The sequence below is a fragment of the Streptomyces sp. NBC_00663 genome, from assembly GCF_036226885.1.
Lineage (GTDB): Bacteria > Actinomycetota > Actinomycetes > Streptomycetales > Streptomycetaceae > Streptomyces.
Map to the genome: position 1 here is coordinate 3,261,508 of NZ_CP109027.1, position 19,823 is coordinate 3,281,330.

General features: G+C 69.5%; 20 protein-coding genes and 1 riboswitch. Of the genes, 9 read left to right on the forward strand and 11 right to left on the reverse strand.

The window, feature by feature from the left end:
- Nucleotides 1–265: 265 nt before the first annotated feature.
- The 7 genes from OG866_RS14620 (at nucleotide 266) to OG866_RS14650 (ending at nucleotide 7,810) form a co-directional block, all read left to right on the forward strand.
- Nucleotides 266–1,030, forward strand: coding sequence for a GntR family transcriptional regulator (locus OG866_RS14620; protein WP_329334889.1), 765 nt, complete (start codon nucleotides 266–268; stop codon nucleotides 1,028–1,030).
- Between the two features lie 166 nt (nucleotides 1,031–1,196).
- Nucleotides 1,197–1,451, forward strand: a complete 255-nt coding sequence (locus OG866_RS14625) for a DUF3311 domain-containing protein (protein WP_329334890.1) — start codon at nucleotides 1,197–1,199, stop codon at nucleotides 1,449–1,451.
- Nucleotides 1,448–3,076: a monocarboxylate uptake permease MctP gene (gene mctP, locus OG866_RS14630; protein ID WP_329334892.1), complete on the forward strand. Its 1,629-nt coding sequence runs from the start codon at nucleotides 1,448–1,450 to the stop codon at nucleotides 3,074–3,076. The genes OG866_RS14625 and mctP overlap by 4 nt, the downstream gene beginning before the upstream one ends.
- Before the next feature lie 73 nt (nucleotides 3,077–3,149).
- Nucleotides 3,150–3,653, forward strand: coding sequence for a GNAT family N-acetyltransferase (locus OG866_RS14635; protein WP_329334894.1), 504 nt, complete (start codon nucleotides 3,150–3,152; stop codon nucleotides 3,651–3,653).
- Nucleotides 3,654–3,705: 52 nt separating this feature from the next.
- Nucleotides 3,706–3,835, forward strand: a riboswitch (cobalamin riboswitch).
- Nucleotides 3,836–3,959: 124 nt separating this feature from the next.
- The gene (locus OG866_RS14640) at nucleotides 3,960–6,326 is read left to right on the forward strand and encodes a ribonucleoside-diphosphate reductase subunit alpha (RefSeq protein ID WP_329334895.1); all 2,367 of its coding nucleotides are present in this window, start codon (nucleotides 3,960–3,962) and stop codon (nucleotides 6,324–6,326) included.
- Nucleotides 6,326–7,339, forward strand: a complete 1,014-nt coding sequence (locus OG866_RS14645) for a ribonucleotide-diphosphate reductase subunit beta (protein ID WP_329334896.1) — start codon at nucleotides 6,326–6,328, stop codon at nucleotides 7,337–7,339. Before OG866_RS14640 ends, OG866_RS14645 begins: the two co-directional genes overlap by 1 nt.
- 60 nt (nucleotides 7,340–7,399) lie before the next feature.
- Complete coding sequence (locus tag OG866_RS14650) at nucleotides 7,400–7,810, forward strand: hypothetical protein (protein WP_329334898.1); 411 nt, start codon at nucleotides 7,400–7,402, stop codon at nucleotides 7,808–7,810.
- On the opposite strand, the gene OG866_RS14655 is transcribed toward OG866_RS14650, so the two are convergent.
- Nucleotides 7,777–7,989, reverse strand: a complete 213-nt coding sequence (locus OG866_RS14655) for a hypothetical protein (RefSeq protein ID WP_329334900.1) — start codon at nucleotides 7,987–7,989, stop codon at nucleotides 7,777–7,779. The two genes, OG866_RS14650 and OG866_RS14655, sit on opposite strands and share 34 nt — an antisense overlap.
- A 92-nt stretch (nucleotides 7,990–8,081) precedes the next feature.
- Here OG866_RS14655 and OG866_RS14660 point away from each other — a divergent pair, with 92 nt between their 5' ends.
- Complete coding sequence (locus OG866_RS14660; RefSeq protein WP_329334902.1) at nucleotides 8,082–9,047, forward strand: helix-turn-helix domain-containing protein; 966 nt, start codon at nucleotides 8,082–8,084, stop codon at nucleotides 9,045–9,047.
- Here OG866_RS14660 and OG866_RS14665 read toward each other — a convergent pair whose 3' ends face one another.
- From OG866_RS14665 to OG866_RS14710, 10 genes are all read right to left on the reverse strand, one after another.
- A complete protein-coding gene (locus OG866_RS14665) occupies nucleotides 9,048–10,424 on the reverse strand; it encodes a bifunctional albaflavenone monooxygenase/terpene synthase (RefSeq protein ID WP_329334904.1) in 1,377 nt (458 codons plus the stop codon).
- Complete coding sequence (cyc1, locus tag OG866_RS14670; protein ID WP_329334906.1) at nucleotides 10,421–11,506, reverse strand: epi-isozizaene synthase; 1,086 nt, start codon at nucleotides 11,504–11,506, stop codon at nucleotides 10,421–10,423. Before cyc1 ends, OG866_RS14665 begins: the two co-directional genes overlap by 4 nt.
- Nucleotides 11,507–11,796: 290 nt before the next feature.
- Entirely contained in the window at nucleotides 11,797–12,447 is a 651-nt protein-coding gene (def, locus tag OG866_RS14675) for a peptide deformylase (protein ID WP_329334908.1), read from the reverse strand.
- Nucleotides 12,448–12,512: 65 nt separating this feature from the next.
- The gene (locus tag OG866_RS14680) at nucleotides 12,513–13,493 is read right to left on the reverse strand and encodes a tetratricopeptide repeat protein (protein ID WP_329334910.1); all 981 of its coding nucleotides are present in this window, start codon (nucleotides 13,491–13,493) and stop codon (nucleotides 12,513–12,515) included.
- Between the two features lie 105 nt (nucleotides 13,494–13,598).
- Nucleotides 13,599–14,825 carry an HD-GYP domain-containing protein gene (locus tag OG866_RS14685; protein WP_329344100.1) on the reverse strand — a complete coding sequence of 409 codons (1,227 nt, stop codon included), beginning with the start codon at nucleotides 14,823–14,825 and terminating at the stop codon, nucleotides 13,599–13,601.
- Between the two features lie 134 nt (nucleotides 14,826–14,959).
- A complete protein-coding gene (locus tag OG866_RS14690) occupies nucleotides 14,960–16,252 on the reverse strand; it encodes an HD-GYP domain-containing protein (protein WP_329334912.1) in 1,293 nt (430 codons plus the stop codon).
- A 108-nt stretch (nucleotides 16,253–16,360) separates the two neighbouring features.
- On the reverse strand, nucleotides 16,361–16,672 hold the full coding sequence (gene rsrA / locus OG866_RS14695) for a mycothiol system anti-sigma-R factor (protein WP_329334913.1): 312 nt from the start codon (nucleotides 16,670–16,672) through the stop codon (nucleotides 16,361–16,363).
- Complete coding sequence (sigR, locus tag OG866_RS14700) at nucleotides 16,669–17,352, reverse strand: RNA polymerase sigma factor SigR (RefSeq protein WP_329344102.1); 684 nt, start codon at nucleotides 17,350–17,352, stop codon at nucleotides 16,669–16,671. Before sigR ends, rsrA begins: the two co-directional genes overlap by 4 nt.
- Nucleotides 17,353–17,597: 245 nt before the next feature.
- Nucleotides 17,598–18,230 carry an alpha/beta hydrolase family protein gene (locus tag OG866_RS14705; RefSeq protein WP_329334915.1) on the reverse strand — a complete coding sequence of 211 codons (633 nt, stop codon included), beginning with the start codon at nucleotides 18,228–18,230 and terminating at the stop codon, nucleotides 17,598–17,600.
- A gap of 1 nt (nucleotide 18,231) precedes the next feature.
- The gene (locus OG866_RS14710) at nucleotides 18,232–19,047 is read right to left on the reverse strand and encodes an SOS response-associated peptidase (protein WP_329334916.1); all 816 of its coding nucleotides are present in this window, start codon (nucleotides 19,045–19,047) and stop codon (nucleotides 18,232–18,234) included.
- Nucleotides 19,048–19,097: 50 nt separating this feature from the next.
- Between OG866_RS14710 and OG866_RS14715 the strand changes: the two genes are divergently transcribed.
- A complete protein-coding gene (locus OG866_RS14715; RefSeq protein ID WP_329334918.1) occupies nucleotides 19,098–19,811 on the forward strand; it encodes a M50 family metallopeptidase in 714 nt (237 codons plus the stop codon).
- Nucleotides 19,812–19,823 lie beyond the last annotated feature (12 nt).

Consider the following 19,823-nt stretch of genomic DNA (forward strand, 5'->3'; position numbering starts at 1 on the left):
GGGCCCTGGACCAATGGTGTAGACCAGTACCGGGAGCTTGGACCAGACCACGGGGCCTGTCAAGGGTGTCCGAACCGGCTCTGACCAGCCGTTATCCGACCTACATATGCAGGAACCTTTAAGTAAGAAGCCAGCGAAAACAGCGCCGCCGGAGTACTGTCTTCCACTAGACCACTTGAGGCTATGGACTAGACCAAAAGAGTCGGCGACGGTATACAGAGGGGATCACGATGTGATCCGCATCCGGAGCCGGGAAGGCAGAGGCATGAGCACCGAGGTCAGCAGCGCGGAGAACGAGGGTGGGGCGACCGTCCGTACCGCGCGCGTGCCCAAGTACTACCGCCTGAAGAAGCACCTGCTCGACATGACCGAGACCCAGGCGCCCGGCACGCCCGTCCCGCCCGAGCGCACGCTCGCGGCCGAGTTCGACACCTCGCGCACCACCGTGCGCCAGGCCCTCCAGGAACTCGTCGTCGAGGGCCGCCTCGAACGCATCCAGGGCAAGGGCACGTTCGTCGCCAAGCCGAAGGTCTCCCAGGCGCTGCAACTCACCTCCTACACCGAGGACATGCGCGCCCAGGGCCTCGAACCCACCTCGCAGCTCCTCGACATCGGCTACATCACCGCCGACGACCGCCTCGCCGAGCTCCTCGACATCACGGCCGGCGGCCGGGTGCTGCGCATCGAGCGCCTGCGCATGGCGAACGGCGAGCCGATGGCCATCGAGACGACCCACCTGAGCGCGAAGCGCTTCCCCGCGCTCCGGCGCAGCCTGGTCAAGTACACCTCTCTCTACACGGCGTTGGCCGAGGTCTACGACGTCCATCTCGCCGAGGCCGAGGAGACCATCGAGACCTCCCTGGCCACCCCGCGCGAGGCCGGCCTGCTCGGCACCGACGTGGGCCTCCCGATGCTGATGCTGTCCCGCCACTCCATCGACAAGGACGGTGAGCCGGTGGAGTGGGTGCGGTCGGTGTACCGGGGGGACCGGTACAAGTTCGTGGCGCGGCTGAAGAGGCCCCTCGACTAGGCCTGTTGTCGGATCGGCCCCACCCGGAGCGCCGTCGGCACCGATGTCGGACCTTCACCGAATCGACATACCGATATGCGGACGAGGTCTTCCACTGCTGTCACACGTGACCTAGATTGCCTGCGCGTTACACGGTGATCAGTGATGAGGGGATCGGAGCCGCCGCATGTCATCAGATTCGCCCGAGGCCAGACCACCGGTGGTGACACCCGTCCGCGTGGTCATCGCCCTGTGCCTCTTCGCGCCCTTCGTGGCGATGCTGTGGGTGGGGTCGTACGCGAAGGTCGACCCGACCTTCATCGGCATCCCGTTCTTCTACTGGTACCAGATGCTGTGGGTGCTCATCTCCACCGCGCTGACGATGACCGCGTACAAGCTCTGGCAGCGTGACCAGCGCGCCCGTCGTGGAGGTACCAAGTGAACGACGGCGTGAACGGCGTCGCGCTCGGCGTCTTCATCTTCTTCTTCCTGGCCGTCACGGTCATGGGCTTCCTCGCCGCGCGCTGGCGCAAGGCCGAGAACGAGCAATCGCTGGACGAATGGGGCCTGGGCGGCCGGTCGTTCGGCACCTGGGTCACCTGGTTCCTGCTCGGCGGCGACCTCTACACCGCGTACACCTTCGTCGCCGTCCCCGCGGCGATCTACGCGGCGGGCGCGGCCGGCTTCTTCGCGGTGCCGTACACGATCCTCGTGTACCCCCTGATCTTCACCTTCCTGCCCCGCCTGTGGTCGGTCTCGCACAAGCACGGCTATGTGACGACCTCCGACTTCGTGCGCGGACGCTGGGGTTCGAAGGGGCTGTCGCTCGCGGTCGCCGTCACCGGCATCCTCGCGACGATGCCCTACATCGCCCTCCAACTCGTGGGTATCCAGGCGGTCCTGGACGTCATGGGCGTCGGCGGCGGCGAGGACACCAACTGGTTCGTCAAGGACCTGCCGCTGCTGATCGCCTTCGGTGTGCTCGCGGCGTACACGTACTCGTCCGGCCTGCGCGCCCCCGCCCTGATCGCGTTCGTGAAGGACACGCTGATCTACATCGTCATCGCGGTGGCGATCATCTACATCCCGATCAAGCTGGGCGGCTTCGACGAGATCTTCGCCAAGGCGGGCGAGGCGTACAGCCAGACCAACCCGGCGACGGGCGCGCCACGCGGTGCGCTGGTGCCGGGCGAGCCGGGCCAATGGACGTACGCCACGCTGGCGTTGGGCTCCGCGCTCGCGCTCTTCATGTACCCGCACTCGATCACCGCGACGCTCTCCTCCAGGAGCCGTGAGGTGATCCGCCGCAACACCACGATCCTGCCGCTGTACTCGCTGATGCTGGGTCTGCTGGCGCTGCTGGGCTTCATGGCGATCGCGGCCGGAGTCAAGGTCACCAACGGCCAGTTGGCGATCCCGCAGCTCTTCGAGGACATGTTCCCGGACTGGTTCGCGGGCGTGGCCTTCGCGGCGATCGGCATCGGCGCCCTCGTGCCGGCGGCGATCATGTCCATCGCGGCGGCGAACCTCTTCACCCGCAACATCTACAAGGACTTCATCAAGCCGGACGCCACGCCCGAGCAGGAGACCAAGGTCTCCAAGCTGGTGTCCCTGCTGGTGAAGGTCGGCGCGCTCATCTTCGTCCTGACCATGGACAAGACGGTTGCCATCAACTTCCAGCTCCTGGGCGGCATCTGGATCCTCCAGACCTTCCCGGCCCTGGTCGGCGGCCTGTTCACCCGCTGGTTCCACCGCTGGGCGCTGCTCGCCGGCTGGGCCGTCGGCATGATCTACGGCACCGTCGCCGCGTACGGCGTCGCCTCGCCCACGCAGAAGCACTTCGGCGGCTCGTCGAAGGAGATCCCGGGCATCGGCGAGATCGGCTACATCGGCCTGACGGCGTTCGTCCTGAACGTCGCCGTCACGGTGGTCCTGACCTTCGCCCTGAAGGCCTTCAAGGCCCCCGAGGGCATCGACGAGACCAGCCCGGAGGACTACACGGCGGACGCCGGCGACCCCGGCGTCCAGGTCGAGCTGCCGCCGGCGACGGCGGGCACCTCGCACTGAGGGTTTCCGTGCTCAGCGGGCCGTCGGAATATCCGGCGGCCCGTTGTCGTACCGGTCGGGCACACTCGCACCCATGGACATCGAGATCCGGGCAGCGGAACCCGGCGAATACGACACGATCGGCGAGATCACGGCCCAGGCCTATCTCCTGGACGACCTCCTCACCTTCGGCGAGAGCGACTGGTACCTGGGCGAGTTGAGGGACGTCGCCAAGCGGGCCGGCTCCGCCGAGGTCCTCGTGGCCTCGCTGGGCGGCGAACTCATCGGCACCGTCACCTACGTCGCCGCCGGCGGCGACATGGCCGAGCACGCCCGGCCCGACGAGGCCGTGATCCGCATGCTCGCCGTCAGCCGCGCAGCGCGTGGCAGAGGGGCCGGGGAAGCCCTCGTACGCGCCTGTATCGACCGGGCGAAGGCGGCGGACGGCTGCACGGGCGTCGTCCTGTCGACCCAGGAGATCATGCACGCCGCCCACCGCATCTACGAACGCCTCGGTTTCGTCCGCGCACCCGAGCGCGACTGGCGGCCGATCCCCGGCGAGGAGTTCACGCTTCTCACCTATGAGTTGACGCTCTGAAGTCGCCGCGACACAACATCTAGGGGTGCCACCCGAACCCGGCACAAGATGTATGCTCATGCTCGCTGTCGCCGCAGGGGAATCCGGTGCGAATCCGGAACTGTCCCGCAACGGTGTACTTGTGCATGTCTTGTGCGTGTACGGGAGTCAGTCCGAGGACCTGTCGACAGCGCGCCCAGGCCGCCGTGGCCCGGGTGCCATGACGTCCGGGCCTCGCGGAGTGGGCCGGTGGACGCGACGCCGCGTGCGCTCGTGCTGCCCCCTGCTCTCCGCCAGGCCCCGTGCCGAGCGAGGGAGAGCCCCCCAGTGACCATCGCGCCAGCCGATCCGGCTTCAGCGGTCCAGGCGGAGAACGACGGTCCCGGTACCGCCCTGTTGCGGACCCTGACCGAGCTGACCGCCGACCTGCCCGACGCCGACCCCGGACGGGTCGCCGCCGCCGCGCTGCGCGGCCGGTCCGGCCGGGCGGCCTCCGATGGCGGCGCGGAGCTGCGCGAGCTGGCGACGGAGGCCGCCGCCGGACTCATCTCCGAGGACCCCGCCTACTCCCGGCTGGCGGCCCGGCTGCTGACCGTCAGCATCGCCGCCGAGGCCGCCTCCCAGGGCGTCACGTCCTTCACCGAGTCGGTCGCGGTCGGCCACCGCGAGGGCCTGGTCGCCGACCGTACGGCGGAGTTCGTACGGATCCACGCGGCGCGTCTCGACGCGCTGATCGATCCGGCGGGCGACGACCGCTTCGGCTACTTCGGGCTCCGCACCCTGCACAGCCGCTATCTCCTGAGGCACCCGATCACCCGCCAGGTCATCGAGACACCCCAGCACTTCATGCTGCGCGTCGCCGCCGGTCTCGCCGAGGACGACACCACGCGCGCCCTGGACGAAGTCGCCGCGCTCTACGGGCTCATGAGCCGCCTCGACTACCTGCCGTCCTCCCCCACGCTCTTCAACTCCGGCACCCGGCACCCCCAGATGTCGTCCTGCTATCTCCTCGACTCCCCGCTGGACGAGCTGGACTCCATCTACGACCGCTACCACCAGGTCGCCCGCCTCTCCAAGCACGCCGGTGGCATCGGCCTCTCGTACTCCCGTATCCGCAGCCGCGGTTCGCTGATCCGGGGCACCAACGGGCACTCCAACGGCATCGTGCCGTTCCTGAAGACGCTGGACGCGAGTGTCGCCGCCGTGAACCAGGGCGGCCGGCGCAAGGGCGCCGCCGCGGTGTACCTGGAGACCTGGCACTCCGACATCGAGGAGTTCCTGGAGCTGCGCGACAACACCGGCGAGGACGCCCGGCGTACGCACAACCTGAACCTCGCGCACTGGATCCCGGACGAGTTCATGCGCCGGGTGAACGCCGACGCCCAGTGGTCGCTGTTCTCCCCGGCCGACGTGCCCGAGCTGGTCGACCTGTGGGGCGAGGAGTTCGACGCCGCGTACCGCAAGGCGGAGGCGGCGGGCCTCGCCAGGAAGACCATCCCGGCCCGTGACCTCTACGGCCGCATGATGCGCACCCTCGCGCAGACCGGCAACGGCTGGATGACCTTCAAGGACGCCGCCAACCGCACCGCCAACCAGACGGCGCTGCCCGGCAGTGTGGTCCACTCCTCCAACCTCTGCACGGAGATCCTGGAGGTCACGGACGACGGGGAGACGGCGGTCTGCAACCTCGGTTCGGTGAACCTGGGCGCGTTCGTGGTCGGTCAGGAGATCGACTGGGAGCGGCTGGACGAGACCGTCCGCACCGCCGTCACCTTCCTCGACCGCGTGGTGGACATCAACTTCTACCCGACCGAGCAGGCCGGCCGGTCGAACGCGAAGTGGCGCCCGGTGGGCCTGGGCGCGATGGGCCTCCAGGACGTCTTCTTCAAGCTGCGGCTGCCCTTCGACTCGCCGGAGGCCAAGGCCCTCTCCACCCGCATCGCCGAGCGCATCATGCTCGCCGCGTACGAGGCCTCCACCGACCTCGCCGAGCGCAACGGCCCGCTCCCGGCGTGGGAGAAGACCCGTACCGCCCAGGGTGTCCTGCACCCCGACCACTACGGTGTCGAGCTGACCTGGCCGGAGCGCTGGGCGGCGCTGCGCGAGCGGATGGCCACCACGGGCCTGCGCAACTCCCTGCTGCTCGCCATCGCGCCCACCGCCACGATCGCCTCGATCGCGGGCGTGTACGAGTGCATCGAGCCTCAGGTCTCGAACCTCTTCAAGCGCGAGACGCTGTCCGGCGAGTTCCTCCAGGTCAACTCCTACCTGGTGGCCGAGCTGAAGAAGCTCGGCGTGTGGGACGCGCAGACCCGGGAGGCGCTGCGCGAGTCCAACGGCTCGGTGCAGGGCTTCACCTGGGTCCCGCAGGACGTCCGCGACCTGTACCGCACGGCGTGGGAGATCCCGCAGCGCGGCCTGATCGACATGGCCGCCGCGCGCACCCCGTTCCTGGACCAGTCCCAGTCGCTGAACCTGTTCCTGGAGACGCCGACCATCGGCAAGCTCTCCTCGATGTACGCGTACGCCTGGAAGCAGGGCCTGAAGACGACGTACTACCTGCGCTCGCGCCCGGCGACAAGGATCGCGCGCGCGGCCCAGGCGCAGACAACTGTCCCCGTCCAGCAGGTGACTTCGGAAGAAGCGATCGCCTGCTCCCTTGAGAACCCCGAGTCCTGCGAGGCCTGCCAGTAATGAGCTCCACCCAGAAGAACCTGCTCGACCCGGGCTTCGAGCTGACTCTGCGTCCCATGCGCTACCCGGACTTCTACGAGCGCTACCGGGACGCCATCAAGAACACCTGGACCGTCGAGGAGGTCGACCTCCACTCGGACGTCGCCGACCTGGCGAAGCTGACGCCGGAGGAGCAGCACCTGATCGGCCGCCTGGTGGCGTTCTTCGCGACGGGCGACTCGATCGTGGCGAACAACCTGGTGCTGACGCTCTACAAGCACATCAACTCCCCGGAGGCGCGGCTGTACTTGAGCCGCCAGCTCTTCGAGGAAGCGGTGCACGTCCAGTTCTATCTGACGCTCCTCGACACCTACCTCCCCGATCCGGAGGACCGGACGGCGGCCTTCGCGGCGGTGGAGAACATCCCCTCCATCCGCGAGAAGGCGGAGTTCTGCTTCCGGTGGATCAACGAGGTCGAGAAGCTGGAGCGCCTGGAGTCGAAGGCCGACCGCCGCCGTTTCCTGCTCAACCTCATCTGCTTCGCCGCGTGCATCGAGGGCCTGTTCTTCTACGGTGCCTTCGCGTACGTCTACTGGTTCCGCAGCCGGGGTCTGCTGCACGGTCTCGCCACCGGCACCAACTGGGTGTTCCGCGACGAGACCATGCACATGAGCTTCGCGTTCGAGGTGGTCGACACCGTCCGCAAGGAGGAGCCGGAGCTCTTCGACGAGCAGCTCCAGCAGCAGGTCACGGACATGATGCGGGAGGCGGTCGAGGCGGAGCTCCAGTTCGGCCGCGACCTGTGCGGTGACGGTCTGCCGGGCATGAACACCGACTCGATGCGTCAGTACCTGGAGTGCGTCGCCGACCAGCGCCTCACCCGCCTGGGCTTCGCCCCGGTGTACGGCTCGGAGAACCCGTTCTCCTTCATGGAGCTCCAGGGCGTCCAGGAGCTGACGAACTTCTTCGAGCGCCGCCCGTCCGCGTACCAGGTCGCCGTGGAGGGCACGGTCGACCTGGACGAGGACTTCTAGCCCCACGCCAGGGATCCCTTCTCGCCGCCGGCACGTCATAGAGGCGAGGAGGGATCCGTCATGCGTCGTACCACGACCTTCGTCATCGCGGCCCTGCTGCTGGCCGGCTGCGGTACCGAGGCCGGCAGCGGCAGCGGGGAGACCGTGTCGCCTTCCGGCTGCGCGTCCGTGCCGGAGCTGCACGCCTCGGACAGCGGCCGCACCGTGTGCCTGGACGTGGGCGGAACGGTCCGGGTCGGTCTGGACGGGGCGAGGAACAGGCCCTGGCAGCCGGTCGCCGCCGAGGGCGCCGGGCTGGAGGCCGCCAACAGCGGGATCGTCCTGTTGCCCGGTGACGCGAACGCCGCGTTCGAGGCGGTCGCGCCGGGGACGGTCCGGCTCAGCTCGTCCCGCCCGCTGTGCGCCACCGAGTCCGGCCGGGTCGCCTGCCAGGGGATTCAGGAGTGGTGGGTCACCGTGGTGGTGAAGTAGCGGCGCCGCGGCTGCGCCTGCGGGCCGGCGTTCTTCGGGCGGCCTTGTTCGGCCTCCCTGATCTCCCGGTCGATGCGCCGGTCGCGTGCGATGCCGATCACCGACGGCAGGACCAGCACGAAGAGGATGCCCAGCACGGTCAGCATTCCGATCAGTCCTTCTGTCTGTGCGGTAGTCATGACACCACTCTCGCGCTGGACACTCCTTACAAACAGTGGCAGGACTGCCGCACACCCTCGATTTACTGCCACTCACGAGGCACACTGGCAGCATGCTGAGAAACGTGGTCGCCGTTCTGCTCGACGGAGTGCATCCCTTCGAACTCGGGGTCGTCTGCGAGGTGTTCGGCATCGATCGCAGCGACGAGGGGCTGCCGACGTACGACTTCGCCGTCGCCTCGGCCGAGGGACCGACGCTCGGCACCCATGTCGGCGGTCTCAGCGTCTCCACGCCGTACGGCCTGGAGCGGCTGGAGGAGGCCGACCTGATCGCCGTACCGGCGGGGGCGGACTATGTGGTGCGGGAGTATCCGCCCGAGCTGCTCGACGCCCTCCGCGGGGCCGTCGCCCGGGGGGCCCGCGTCCTCAGCGTCTGCTCCGGCGTCTTCGTGCTGGGCGCCGCCGGGCTGCTCGACGGGCGGCGGTGCAGCGTGCACTGGAAGCAGGCCGGCGAGCTCGCTCTGCGCTACCCCCGTGCGGTCATCGAACCCGACGTGCTCTACGTCGACGAGGACCCCGTGATCACCTCCGCGGGCACCGCCGCCGGTATCGACGCCTGTCTGCACATCGTCCGCAAGGAGCAGGGCCCCGAGGTCGCCAACAAGATCGCCCGGCGGATGGTCGTACCGCCGCACCGGGACGGCGGACAGGCGCAGTACATCGAGCGGCCGCTGCCGAAGGACCGCTGCGACACCGTCGGCGAGGTCCTCGTCTGGATGGAGCGGCATCTCGACGAGGAGGTCACCGTCGAGCAGCTCGCCGAGCGCGCGCACATGTCCCCACGCACCTTCGCCCGCCGCTTCCAGCAGGAGACCGGGACCACGCCCTACCGCTGGATCCTGCGGCAACGCGTCCTGCTCGCCCAGCGGTTGCTGGAAGGGACGGACGAAACGGTGGACGCGGTCGCGGGCCGAACCGGGTTCGGCACCGCGGCCGCACTGCGCCATCAGTTCGTACGGGCGCTGGGCACCACCCCGAACGCCTATCGAAGGACGTTCAGAGGGCCGGAAGCGGCCTGATCACCGCGCCACCGGCCGCAGCAGCAGCTTGTGCGGGCGGAGCGTGATGCCCACCCGCGTCCCGTCGTTCGACCCCGCCACCTGCTCGAAGCGGTACTTCGTGGCGAGCGCCGCGGTGATCAGCGACAGCTGCGCCATCGAGAAGTGGTCGCTCGGGCACTTGCGGTTGCCGACGCTGAACGGGCTCATGGCGTATTTCGGCACCTCCTTGACCCGTTCCGGAAGCCAGCGGTCGGGGTCGAAGCCGAGGCTGTCCTTGTACGACTTCGGATCGCGCTGGACCGCGTACGGGCTGTAGACGATGTCCGCACCGGCCGGAATGCGATACCCACCGAGTTCTGTGTCGGTGACCGCGCGGCGCGTCAATATCCATACCGCGGGACGCAAACGCATGGCTTCGACGACGACATTGTTGGTGTGCCGGAGCGACCGGACGTCGTCGAATGCGACGGGACGGCCGCCCGTTACGGATTCGACCTCGTCGCGCACCCTGTCCGCGTGTTCCGGATGTTCCGCGAGGACTTGGAGCAGCCACATGATCGTCGACGCCACCGTTTCGCTGCCCGGGGTGACTATCGCGACGACCTGGTCGTGGATCTCCTGTTCCCCGATGGGGTCGCCATTGTCGTCCTTCGCCTCCAGCAATGCTGTCAGCAAATCGTCCGGCTTTTGACCAGATGCGCGGCGCTCGGCGATGATCTCGTCGATGAGGAGATGCAAATCGGCCAGGGCCGCGTTGAATTTCCGGTTGGGCGGCAGGGGCAGGTTGTAGAGCGGCCCGAGGGGCACGACCATCCGCCGGTACATCCCGCGGAAGACGGTGGCGAGGGCGACGCAGAGCCGCTCGGCCCGCTCGTCCATGAAGTCGCCGCGCAGCAGACAGCGGGCCGCGATCCGCACGGCCACCCGGAAGGACTCGGTGGTGCAGTCCACGGTCTCGCCGGGCTGCCAGCGCGTCGTCAGCGCGTGCGCCTCCTCCTCCATGATCGGCCCGTACGCGGGGATCGCGTCGAGCCGGAAGGCGGGCTGGATGGTGCGCCGCTGACGCCGGTGCTGCGGGCCGTTGGCGGTGGCCACGCCCTCCTTGCCGAGCAGGCCTTCCAGGGACTCCCACAGCGGCCCGGCGATGACGAAGTCGGGGTTGAGCGCGAGGGCTCCGGTGAGGGCCGGCGTGGTGGGCGCGTACACCTCCTTCGGGCCCAGTTTGAGCCGTACGACGTCGCCGTGGTCGCGGAGCTGGGACATGAAGGCCAGCGGGTCGCGCAGCAGCTTCAGGCCGTGTCCGAGGAGCGGGACGCCGCCGCCCGCCAGGGGTGCTTCACGCAGCCCGGACGCCGGGGTCGCCGGCGCTTCGGGCTTCACAGACTCGACGGTCATTTCTCACCTGCCGCTTCGTTGTTGACGTACGGGGGCGTGGACCGGTCGTCCCAGCTGTCGACCGTGTAGCGGCCGGACTCGTGGTGGAACCAGTAGACGGTGCTGAACCAGTTGCGCATATTGCCGACGCAGGCGCGCACGGTGTGACTCAGCTCCTTTCCCTGGACCGTTCCGTCGGCGAGGGAGTCCGCGAACCGTAAGGCGTCGTTCTCGGCGACGAGGAATGAGTCGATGCATTCCTCGACCCGTCGCCTGACTTCCCGGACCGCCTGTTTGAGGCTCATTCCCTCGTGTTTGATGAGGCTTATTCCGAGGTTGTGGACCTCGTCACCCGCTATTTCCTTCGGCAGCGAGCAGAGGTCGTTGTACCAGGCGGCAAATTCCTGACTCAGCAGCGCCGCCTGCCGATAGGCCGGGTTTTCCCGCACCCGTTCCGGGAGTTCCCGGCCCGCGCTCGGCTCCAGCAGATCGGTCCAGATCCAGTGCGCGAAGGTGAGGCGGCGCAGTGCGAGGTATTCCTCGACCGTCGGCACCACGCCCTCGGTGCGGTTGTGGAATTCCCGGTCGTACGCCTCGATCACCTCGTGGAAGTGCCGGGCGAACCGCGTGTTCCACGTCCGCGGCAGGAACGAGTAGAGCCGCACCATGCTGTCCGCGAACCCGGCGACCAGCGGATCTTCGTGGTGCAGATGGTCCTCGGGGGTGTCGAGGGCCGTGTGCAGCCGGAACCTGAGCTGCCGCCAGGCCTCCGTCCTCCCGTGGACGATGTCGCGGTCGTGCCGGTCGTCCCAGACGAAGAACCACGCGCTGTAATCCGCTATCGCCTGGAGGACCGCGTCGGGGGCGCCCAGGTAGTAGCCCGCCATGAGGTCCGTGTAGCAAAGACCGTCGGCATATTCCTCCACCTTGTCCGCCGGCATGAGCCGCTTTTCCAGCAGCCAGGTGCGTGTCTTCTCCTGGAGCTGGGGCCAATACGGGTGGAGTTGCCGGGGAAACGCCGCCTCGATCACCGGGAGAGAGAGCGACGGTGGGACCGCGACCGCTGTCGGTGTCGATGTGGTGCCGTGTGAGAAAGCATGCACGAACTAACCCCTCTCAGCCGCCAGTTACGCACGCCCCTCCCGCTGTACCGGGCGTGCGCCGTTGCGTATCCCCGCACTTCCCATTCAGCCCTACAACTGACCGGTCTGGGAACGGATTTGCACCATTCACTACCCCACAGTGCCGAGAATCTCCCCTTGTGTGACTGGTTCTGGATCAGTAAGGGAGCACAAGCGATCGAACGTGCGACGGACAGACGAACGGCGCCTGGTCAGGAAGGGGTTCCTGAACAGACGCCGTGCGGAGGGGACTTGTGGGGCCCCGGTCGCTCTCAGTCGTTCGCGACGACAGGGTAGCGGGGCTCGTTCTCAGCCATCTGCCGCAGCGCGTCCTTGCGTTCACGCTTGGAGAGCCGGTCGATGTAGAGGTACCCGTACAGGTGATCGGTCTCGTGCTGCAAACACCGAGCGAAGTACCCGGTGCCGCGCACCTTGATCGGATTGCCCTTCTCGTCCTGCCCGGTCACCTCGGCGTAGTCGGGACGCGCGAGCGGCGCGTACGCCGTCGGCACCGACAGACAGCCCTCGTTGCTGTCGTCCAGGCGGCGCTTCTCGGCGGGCAGGTCGACGACCTTGGGGTTGCAGACGACACCGACGTGCCGGGCTCCCTCGTCGTCCATGCAGTCGTAGACGAAGACCTTCAGATCGACGCCGATCTGGTTGGCGGCCAGGCCCACGCCCTCGGCGGTGCGCTGCGAGGCGAACATGTCCGCGACCAGCTGGTCCAGCTCCGCGCCGAACTCGGTGACGTCCTTGCACTCCTTGTGCAGCACCGGGTTCCCGACGACGGTGATGGGCCGCGAGGTCCCACGCTCACGCCACGCGTTCTCGCGCTCCTCGGCGTCCTGGGTGTCGATGACGAAACCCTCGTCGTCCACGGGAAGCACGCCCACGTGCTGCTGATCGGTGTCCTGCTGCGCCATGACCGACGATGCCTTCCTAAACCAAAACAGGGGAGAAGTGTGCTGATACAGGGTACGGCGAGGTTTCAGCAGACCTCTTCGAGGTCGCGCCAGTCCCTGGAGTCCGGGCTGTCCGCGACCCACCCGTCCAGCAGCCCTCGTACCAGCGAAGGCGGCGCAGCGACGCCACACTCCCGCTCCGGCACCCACAGCTGTCCGTCCGTCCGATGCCCCAGCGGTCCGGGGTGCCCCGGCTCACTGTGGTCGTGCGGGTCGAGATGCTCCCCGTCGCCCTCATCGGACGGCATCCGGGACTCCGAGCACATCCGGCACAGCAGCCGCACCGAGGACGACCAGTCCTCCGCCGCGAACCCGGCGTCGGAGGCAAGCTGCTCCAGCGCGTCCCGATCGGCCTCCGTGGCGGCCTCGAGGAGCACCACCCACGTCGGCACCGGCGAAGGCGCCCACAGCTCGATCTCGTCGAAGACGGGATAGGAGTGCCCGGCGGCGGTCGTCCGCTCCCCATGAGGCACCCCGTCGTGCAGCACGACCTCACCCCACCGCCGCCCGGAGGACGGCAACGGGATCGACAGCACCTCGATGCGCGCGGGGTCCAGCCGGCGCCCCCACACCACCTCGGCCTCCCCCTCCGGCGACAGCCGTACAGCCGCGCTGCCGAGGTCCATGCCGACCGGCTCACCGGGGTCGGCCGCCCCGCCCGGCACCCGCAGCCCGTAGGCCTGCCAGGCCCGCCGGGCCAGCGGCCAGTCCTGCAAGGCGGTGGCCGCGATGCCGACGTTCCACCAGTCGGGTGCGCCCGTCTCCCGGTCGAGGAGGGCCACGGCACGCAGCCCGGCCGCACGGGCCTGCTCCCAGTCGTGCCGGAACTTGTGCAGCAGGGCGAGGTTGAACCAGGACTCGGACAGCCACGGTTCCAGATCGGCGGCGCGCGTCAGCAGCGCGCCCGCGTCCTCGTACCGACCGTCGCCGATCAGCGTGAACGCGCGGTCGGTGGCCTGCCGCCAGGAGGCGGAGGGCCGGTGCCGTCCTTTGCCGAAGATCCTCACGATTCCCGCCTGCCAGTTGCCCTCAGTGACCTCGCCACTGCCCCCGGAATCCCTCTCCTTCGCATCCAACCACGTGCGGCTGGAGGGGCGCTCATTACCCATGGGTTACCCAGCCTGGGGCAGGGTCAGACAGTCTCTCGCCAGCACCCTGGCCAGCGCCTCCACGACCTCCGGCGCATAGTCCCCCGCGGTCGCCAGCCGCAGCTCCTCCAGTGCGGTGAGGGGCCCGCCGGGCCCGGCGTCCCGCGCCTTCTCCTCGTAGGCGTTCACGGTCCGTACGATCCGTGCGGCGACCGGCTGCTGCCGGTACGGGGCGGCCTGCCGCTCCACGACCACGGCGACCGCGCCGTCCACCCCGGTCTGCCGTACGACGGCCCCGCCGAGCAGCGCGATCCGCCGCTGTTCCTCGGCGGGCAGGGTGGCGGTGGCCCCGGCGGGCACCGGGTCGACGAGGCTGAGCTGTCCGATGTCGTGCATGAGGGCGGCGTACTCCAGGACGGTGAGGTCCCGCCCGGACAGCCCCAGGTCCCGGCCGACGGCGCGGCTGAGCGCGGCGACCCGGCGGGCGTGTCCGGCGGGGGTGTATCCGGCGATCTCGGTGGCGCGGGCGAGGGAGGCGATGGTCTGCCGGTAGGTGGTGCGGACGGCGGCGTAGCGCCGGAAGGAGAGCTGGGTGAGCAGCAGGGGCACACAGAACACCGGCAGCGCCCACAGGCCGACGACGGCGACCGCGAGGGCCATGACGGCGCCGGTCGCGCAGACGGCTGAGCCGATGCCGAGCAGCGCCCGCAGCTCGTCGCGCAGCAGGGGGCCGAAGGGCCAGCGGGTGCGGGAGTGCCGCAGCGCGGCGGCGAGCACAGCGTCGCACAGGGCGGTGAGGGCGAGCAGCGCGATCAGCAGCAGGGCGTATGCCGGTCCGCCCCAGGCCGTGAACACGCCCTGGTTGTAGAGGGGTTGGAAGCAGACGGCGGCGAAGCCGGTGCTGAGCACGCGCCGCGAGAGGTGGTCCCGTGTCCGTCCGCTGCCCCGCCAGATGTGCGGCACGCTGCCCAGCAGCCCGGCCGCGACGACGACCGCGACCACCTGGGCCACCCCGTGCTGCGTCGCCCGCCCGGCGTCCGCCCCGAGCAGCGCGTACGACAGCGCCCCGGCGGCCCCGAGCGGCGCGGCCTCCCTGACCTGGGCGCCGGTCCACCGCGTCAGCTCCCCCACGCCGATCAGCACCCCGAAGGCGACCGCGGCGCCCCGCTCCTCCAGGCCGGTCCACAGGGTGACGGCGAGGGAGACACCGGCGACGAGGGCGGCGGAGGTGTGGACGAGGCGCAGCGGCATCGGCGACCGTGGCGCCGACGCCGGCCCACCGGCCGAGGCCGATCCCGTCGCCGTGCCCGGCACGGACGCGCTGATCGCGGTACCCGACCCACCCGATACGCGCGCGCTCATCGCCCCACCCGGCACTTGCGCGCTCACCTCCGTACCCCGGACCGGCTGCCCGTCGGCCGTCGCGGACCCGGCGGGCGTGCCGCCTCGTCCGCGGTCACCGCGGGATGCCAGCCGTGCCGTCCCAGGGCCCGGACGAGTGCCGTCACCATCCGTGGGTCGAACTGCGTCCCCGCGCACCGCTCCAGCTCCTCCAGCGCTGTCCCCACGGGCCGCGCCCTGCTGTAGGAGCGGGTGGACGTCATCGCGTCGAAGGCGTCGGCGACCGCCACCACCCGCGCCGACTCGGGGATCTGCGCCCCGACCAGCCCGTACGGGTATCCGCTGCCGTCCAGCCGTTCGTGATGGTGCAGGACAGCGGCCCGGGCCTCCCCCAGGAACGAGATCCCGCGCACCATCTCGTGCCCGTACTCCGGATGCAGCTCGATGATCCGGCGTTCCTCGGGCGTCAGCGGCCCGTCCTTGCGCAGCAGCCGCGTCGGGACGCCCAGCTTGCCCACGTCGTGCAGGATGCCGGCGAAGCGGAGGACCTCGATGCGGCCCTCGTCAAGGCCCAGCTCGCGGGCGATCATCATCGAGGCCTGGCCGACGCGTTCACTGTGTCCGCGGGTGTACTCGTCCTTGATGTCGACGGCCTGCACCAGCGCGCGGATGGTCGCCTGGTGGGCGGCCCGCTCCCGGTGGTACTGCGCGAACGCCCACCAGGACACACACATCGGCAGCAGCACGAGCAGCGCGGCGACGGGCCCGTACGGGCTGCGCCACAGGACGGCCATCATGAGCCCGGCGAGCCCGTGTACGGCGATCGGCGCGAGGGAGCGTACGAGGAGCCCTCGCCAGGCCAGCCGGGCCGGGACGCCTTCCGCGAGCGTCAGGATGCCGCCGTCGAGCACGGTCAGCACCAGGCAGAACGCGGCGACGGCCGCCCCGGCGGGGACGAGCGCGTAGGGGAAGTCGGAGTTGACGACGGCGTCGCGGCCGCCCAGCGCCCAGTGCACCCGGGACGCGGCCCAGGCGGCGAGGGCGAGTTGGGAGGCCCGCCAGATCCGGCGCGGCAGCCGTGGCCGTCGGGCGACCGGGGAGAGCAGCGCCCCCGGCACCGCGACGAGCGCGGCGGCGGGCGGCGGCAGCAGAAAGGCACCGGCGAGCAGAACGGGGTAGAACGAGCCGGAGAGCCGCTCGCCGCCCGCGTAGAGGACGGCGAGCAGGGCCACCGCCCACCACGGGGCGCGTACCGCCGGCAGCAGGTGCAGGCAGTACAGGGCGGCGAGGGCCACACAGCCGATGTACACACGGGCCCGTGCGGGTATCGCCTCCATACACCCCTCCCCGGGCACGCGCTTCCAGCACGGGAGCCTAGGGCGGTGAGGGGGAGGTCCGCGGGCTTATGACCCGTGGATTAGCACGTTCGAGTGACGACCGTGCGTTCAGGATTCCTGCGGGCCGGCCGGTGCCGTGGCGATGTCGTGGTCCGGCACCGCCTGTCCTGAGCGGATCAGGTCGAGCCGGCCGAGCACCTTGGAACGCAGGTCGGTGGGGACGTCGTCATGTCCGCAGCACCGCTTGACCAGCTTCTTCACGGCCTCTTCGAGCCCGTACTTCTCCAGGCACGGCGAGCACTCGGTGAAGTGCTGCTTGAACTTGTCGCGGTCGACGTCCGGCATCTCGCTGTCGAGGAACTCGTAGAGATGGTCGAGCACCTCACTACAGTCCGTCTCGTGCGGCTCTCCGCAGCTCATGAGCCCGAACCTTTCACTTCGTTCGACTCTCCGGCGCCGGCCGGGACCAGCCCGCGCTCACGGGCGTAGTCCTCGAGCATGCCGCGCAGTTGACGGCGGCCCCGGTGCAGCCGGGACATCACCGTACCGATGGGTGTCCCCATGATGTCCGCGATCTCCTTGTAGGCAAAGCCCTCGACGTCCGCCAGATAGACGGCGATACGGAATTCCTCGGGGATCGCCTGGAGCGCTTCCTTCACGTCCGAGTCGGGCAGGTGGTCCAGCGCCTGCGACTCGGCGGAGCGCAGACCGGTCGACATGTGCGACTCGGCGCGTGCCAGCTGCCAGTCCTCGATCTCCTCGGCCGCGGAGCGCTGGGGTTCACGCTGCTTCTTGCGGTACGAGTTGATGAACGTGTTGGTCAGGATCCGGTACAGCCACGCCTTGAGGTTGGTGCCCTCGCGGAACTGGTGGAAGGACGCGTACGCCTTGGCGTAGGTCTCCTGCACCAGGTCCTCGGCGTCGGCCGGGTTGCGCGTCATCCGCAGGGCGGCCGAGTACATCTGGTCGAGGAATTCGAGCGCGTCCCGCTCGAAGCGCGCGGTGCGCTCCGACGTGGACTCCGTGCCCGTGCCCTGGCCCTCGGGCTGCTCCGCCTGGCCGTGTTCGGTCCCTGCGTCGGTACCGGGAACCGGACCCACCTCCTCAAGTTTCTGGGCAGCGTCGAAGCCGATGCCACCAGAATCGGAGGATAGACGACTACCCGTGCCCGCCGCGCCTCGAATAGGCGTGGTCTTGCCCGCGTGCAGCACCGTCCAGTCCAGGTCAGCGCGGCTGCTGCGGGTCGGGCAGAAGGTCGAACCCATGCGGCGGACTTCCTCTCCTCAGACGTGTGAGCACTTCTGTCCCGCTCAACAGAGGTCCGCCGCACAACATTCCCGGCTCTTTACCCGAGTGACCCGGCCCACTTCACCACCGCGTCCGTGATGACCGTCACGGCCTGGTCCTGGCCGATCGGCGCCTTGTTCGGCACCGCGAATCCATGATCGCCGTACGGCACCTCGACCAGCTCGTAAGCGCCCCCGGCCGGAAACTCGTCCGGCTTCCCGAAGGGGTCGTTGCCTCCTTGTACGACGAGGGTGGGCACCCCGGCCCCCAGGAGCTCCGCGGCACGCGACTTCTCCGGCTTGCCCGGCGGGTGGAGCGGGAAGCTGAGGGCGAGCACCGCGGCGGCGCCCAGCTCCACGGCGGTACGGCAGGCCACCCGGGCCCCGGCACTGCGCCCGCCGGAGACGACGGGGAGTCCGGGCCCGGCCACGGCCGACCAGATCCCCCGCCAGCCCACGTCCAGCGTCCTCGGTGCGGGCGCCAGCTTCTTCCCGGCGACCCGCCAGGGCTGCTCGACGAGGGCGACGGTCACACCGTGCTCCGGGAGTACCCGGGCGAGCGCCTGAAGATCGCGCGCCTCGATCCCGCCGCCCGCCCCATGGCTGACGGCCAGCACCAGCCGCGCCTTCTTCGCCTTGTGCCAGGTGATACGGGCGTCCCCCGCATCCGTGGCGATGATCTCGGTCGTCACGCTAGAAGAGTGTGCCCTCTTCCGGCCCCTCCAGCTCCTTCAGCAGCTCCGGCCCGTTGTTGCGGACGTTGCTGACGGCGGTGGAGACGGGGTAGGCGCGCATGAGGCCGGGCGGGGGCGGCGCGAGCAGGGAGCGCAGGTCCTCGACGTCCGTGCGGGAGGGGTCCAGCCAGGAGTCCCAGCGGTCCGGCGTCAGCATCAGCGGCATCCGGGGGTGGATGTCGGCGAGCGCGTGCGGTCCGTCGGCGGGGGCCACGGCGAGCGGGCCGGTCTCGGCCTCGGTCGTGATCACCGAGCAGGTCACCCACCAGGACTGCGGATGGTCGTCGGGCAGGGTCCGGTCCCGCCAGAACTCGTACAGCCCGGCCATCGCGAACACCGACCCGTCGGCGGGCAGCACGAAGTACGGCTGCTTGCGCGGCCGCTTCTTCTTGCCCTCGACCTCAAGATCCCGCTCGGCGGCGGCGGTGACCCACTCGTAGTAGCCGTCGGCGGGGATGATGCAGCGGCGCGAGGAGAAGGCCCGCTTGTAGGAGGGTTTCTCGTGGACGGTCTCCGCGCGGGCGTTGATCATCCGGGCGCCGCCCTCGGGGGTCTTCGACCAGCTCGGCACCAGTCCCCACTTGAGCTTGCGGAGCTGCCGAACCGGGTGCGGATCTTCGGCGTCCTTAAGAGGACGGTCGAGGACGGCGTAGACCTCCTTGGTCGGGGCCACGTTGTAGTCGGGGACCAGGGTCTCCTCGGGCTCCCACTGCTCGATCTCAAAGATTCCTGCGAGATCCTCGGGCCTACGACTAGCTGCATACCGTCCGCACATACGTGCCACACTGCCAGACTCCGTACGACCAGAGGGAGCCACCACCGAACATGGACGCCAACACAGCGACCTCTCTCTGGGACGAGCTGATCGGCACCCAGCCCGACCCCGATCTGTGGGTGGTTCTCGCCACCATGGTCGCGGCGCTCGCCATAGTCGTCCCGCACACCCTGTGGCGTATCGCGCGCAACGCCATCACCATCGCCCACGAGGGCGGCCACGGGCTGATCGCACTGCTCACCGGCCGCACGCTGACCGGTATACGGCTGCACTCCGACACCAGCGGCCTGACCGTCAGCAAGGGCAAGCCGTACGGCATCGGCATGATCCTCACCGCGTCCGCCGGCTACACCGCTCCCCCGCTGCTGGGCCTGGGCGGCGCCGCCCTCCTCGCCGCCGGCCGCATCACCCTGCTCCTGTGGCTGGCCACGGCCCTCCTCGTGGCGATGCTGGTGATGATCCGCAACGCGTACGGCGCCCTGACGGTGCTGCTCACGGGCGGCACGTTCGTGGTGGTGTCGTGGCTCGCGGGCCCTCAGGTGCAGGCCGCTTTCGCCTACGCGGTCGTGTGGTTCTTGTTGCTCGGTGGAGTTCGACCGGCGTTCGAGTTGCAGGCGAAGCGGGCGCGCGGAGGCGCGGGCGACTCGGACGCGGACCAGTTGTCGAGGCTGACGCATGTCCCGGCGGGCCTGTGGTTGTTCCTGTTCCACGCGGTGAGCCTGTGCTCACTGATAGGCGGCGGACGCTGGCTGCTGGAGGTATGACGCGCCCCGAAG

Bases quoted from the DNA above. Each gene is read 5' to 3' on its own strand.
- OG866_RS14620 (WP_329334889.1), top strand. From the start codon at position 266: ATGAGCACCGAGGTCAGCAGCGCGGAGAACGAGGGTGGGGCGACCGTC.
- OG866_RS14625 (WP_329334890.1), top strand. From the start codon at position 1,197: ATGTCATCAGATTCGCCCGAGGCCAGACCACCGGTGGTGACACCCGTC.
- OG866_RS14635 (WP_329334894.1), top strand. From the start codon at position 3,150: ATGGACATCGAGATCCGGGCAGCGGAACCCGGCGAATACGACACGATC.
- OG866_RS14645 (WP_329334896.1), top strand. From the start codon at position 6,326: ATGAGCTCCACCCAGAAGAACCTGCTCGACCCGGGCTTCGAGCTGACT.
- OG866_RS14650 (WP_329334898.1), top strand. From the start codon at position 7,400: ATGCGTCGTACCACGACCTTCGTCATCGCGGCCCTGCTGCTGGCCGGC.
- OG866_RS14655 (WP_329334900.1), bottom strand. From the start codon at position 7,989: ATGACTACCGCACAGACAGAAGGACTGATCGGAATGCTGACCGTGCTG.
- OG866_RS14660 (WP_329334902.1), top strand. From the start codon at position 8,082: ATGCTGAGAAACGTGGTCGCCGTTCTGCTCGACGGAGTGCATCCCTTC.
- OG866_RS14665 (WP_329334904.1), bottom strand. From the start codon at position 10,424: ATGACCGTCGAGTCTGTGAAGCCCGAAGCGCCGGCGACCCCGGCGTCC.
- def (WP_329334908.1), bottom strand. From the start codon at position 12,447: ATGGCGCAGCAGGACACCGATCAGCAGCACGTGGGCGTGCTTCCCGTG.
- OG866_RS14685 (WP_329344100.1), bottom strand. From the start codon at position 14,825: ATGCCGCTGCGCCTCGTCCACACCTCCGCCGCCCTCGTCGCCGGTGTC.
- OG866_RS14690 (WP_329334912.1), bottom strand. From the start codon at position 16,252: ATGGAGGCGATACCCGCACGGGCCCGTGTGTACATCGGCTGTGTGGCC.
- rsrA (WP_329334913.1), bottom strand. From the start codon at position 16,672: ATGAGCTGCGGAGAGCCGCACGAGACGGACTGTAGTGAGGTGCTCGAC.
- OG866_RS14710 (WP_329334916.1), bottom strand. From the start codon at position 19,047: ATGTGCGGACGGTATGCAGCTAGTCGTAGGCCCGAGGATCTCGCAGGA.
- OG866_RS14715 (WP_329334918.1), top strand. From the start codon at position 19,098: ATGGACGCCAACACAGCGACCTCTCTCTGGGACGAGCTGATCGGCACC.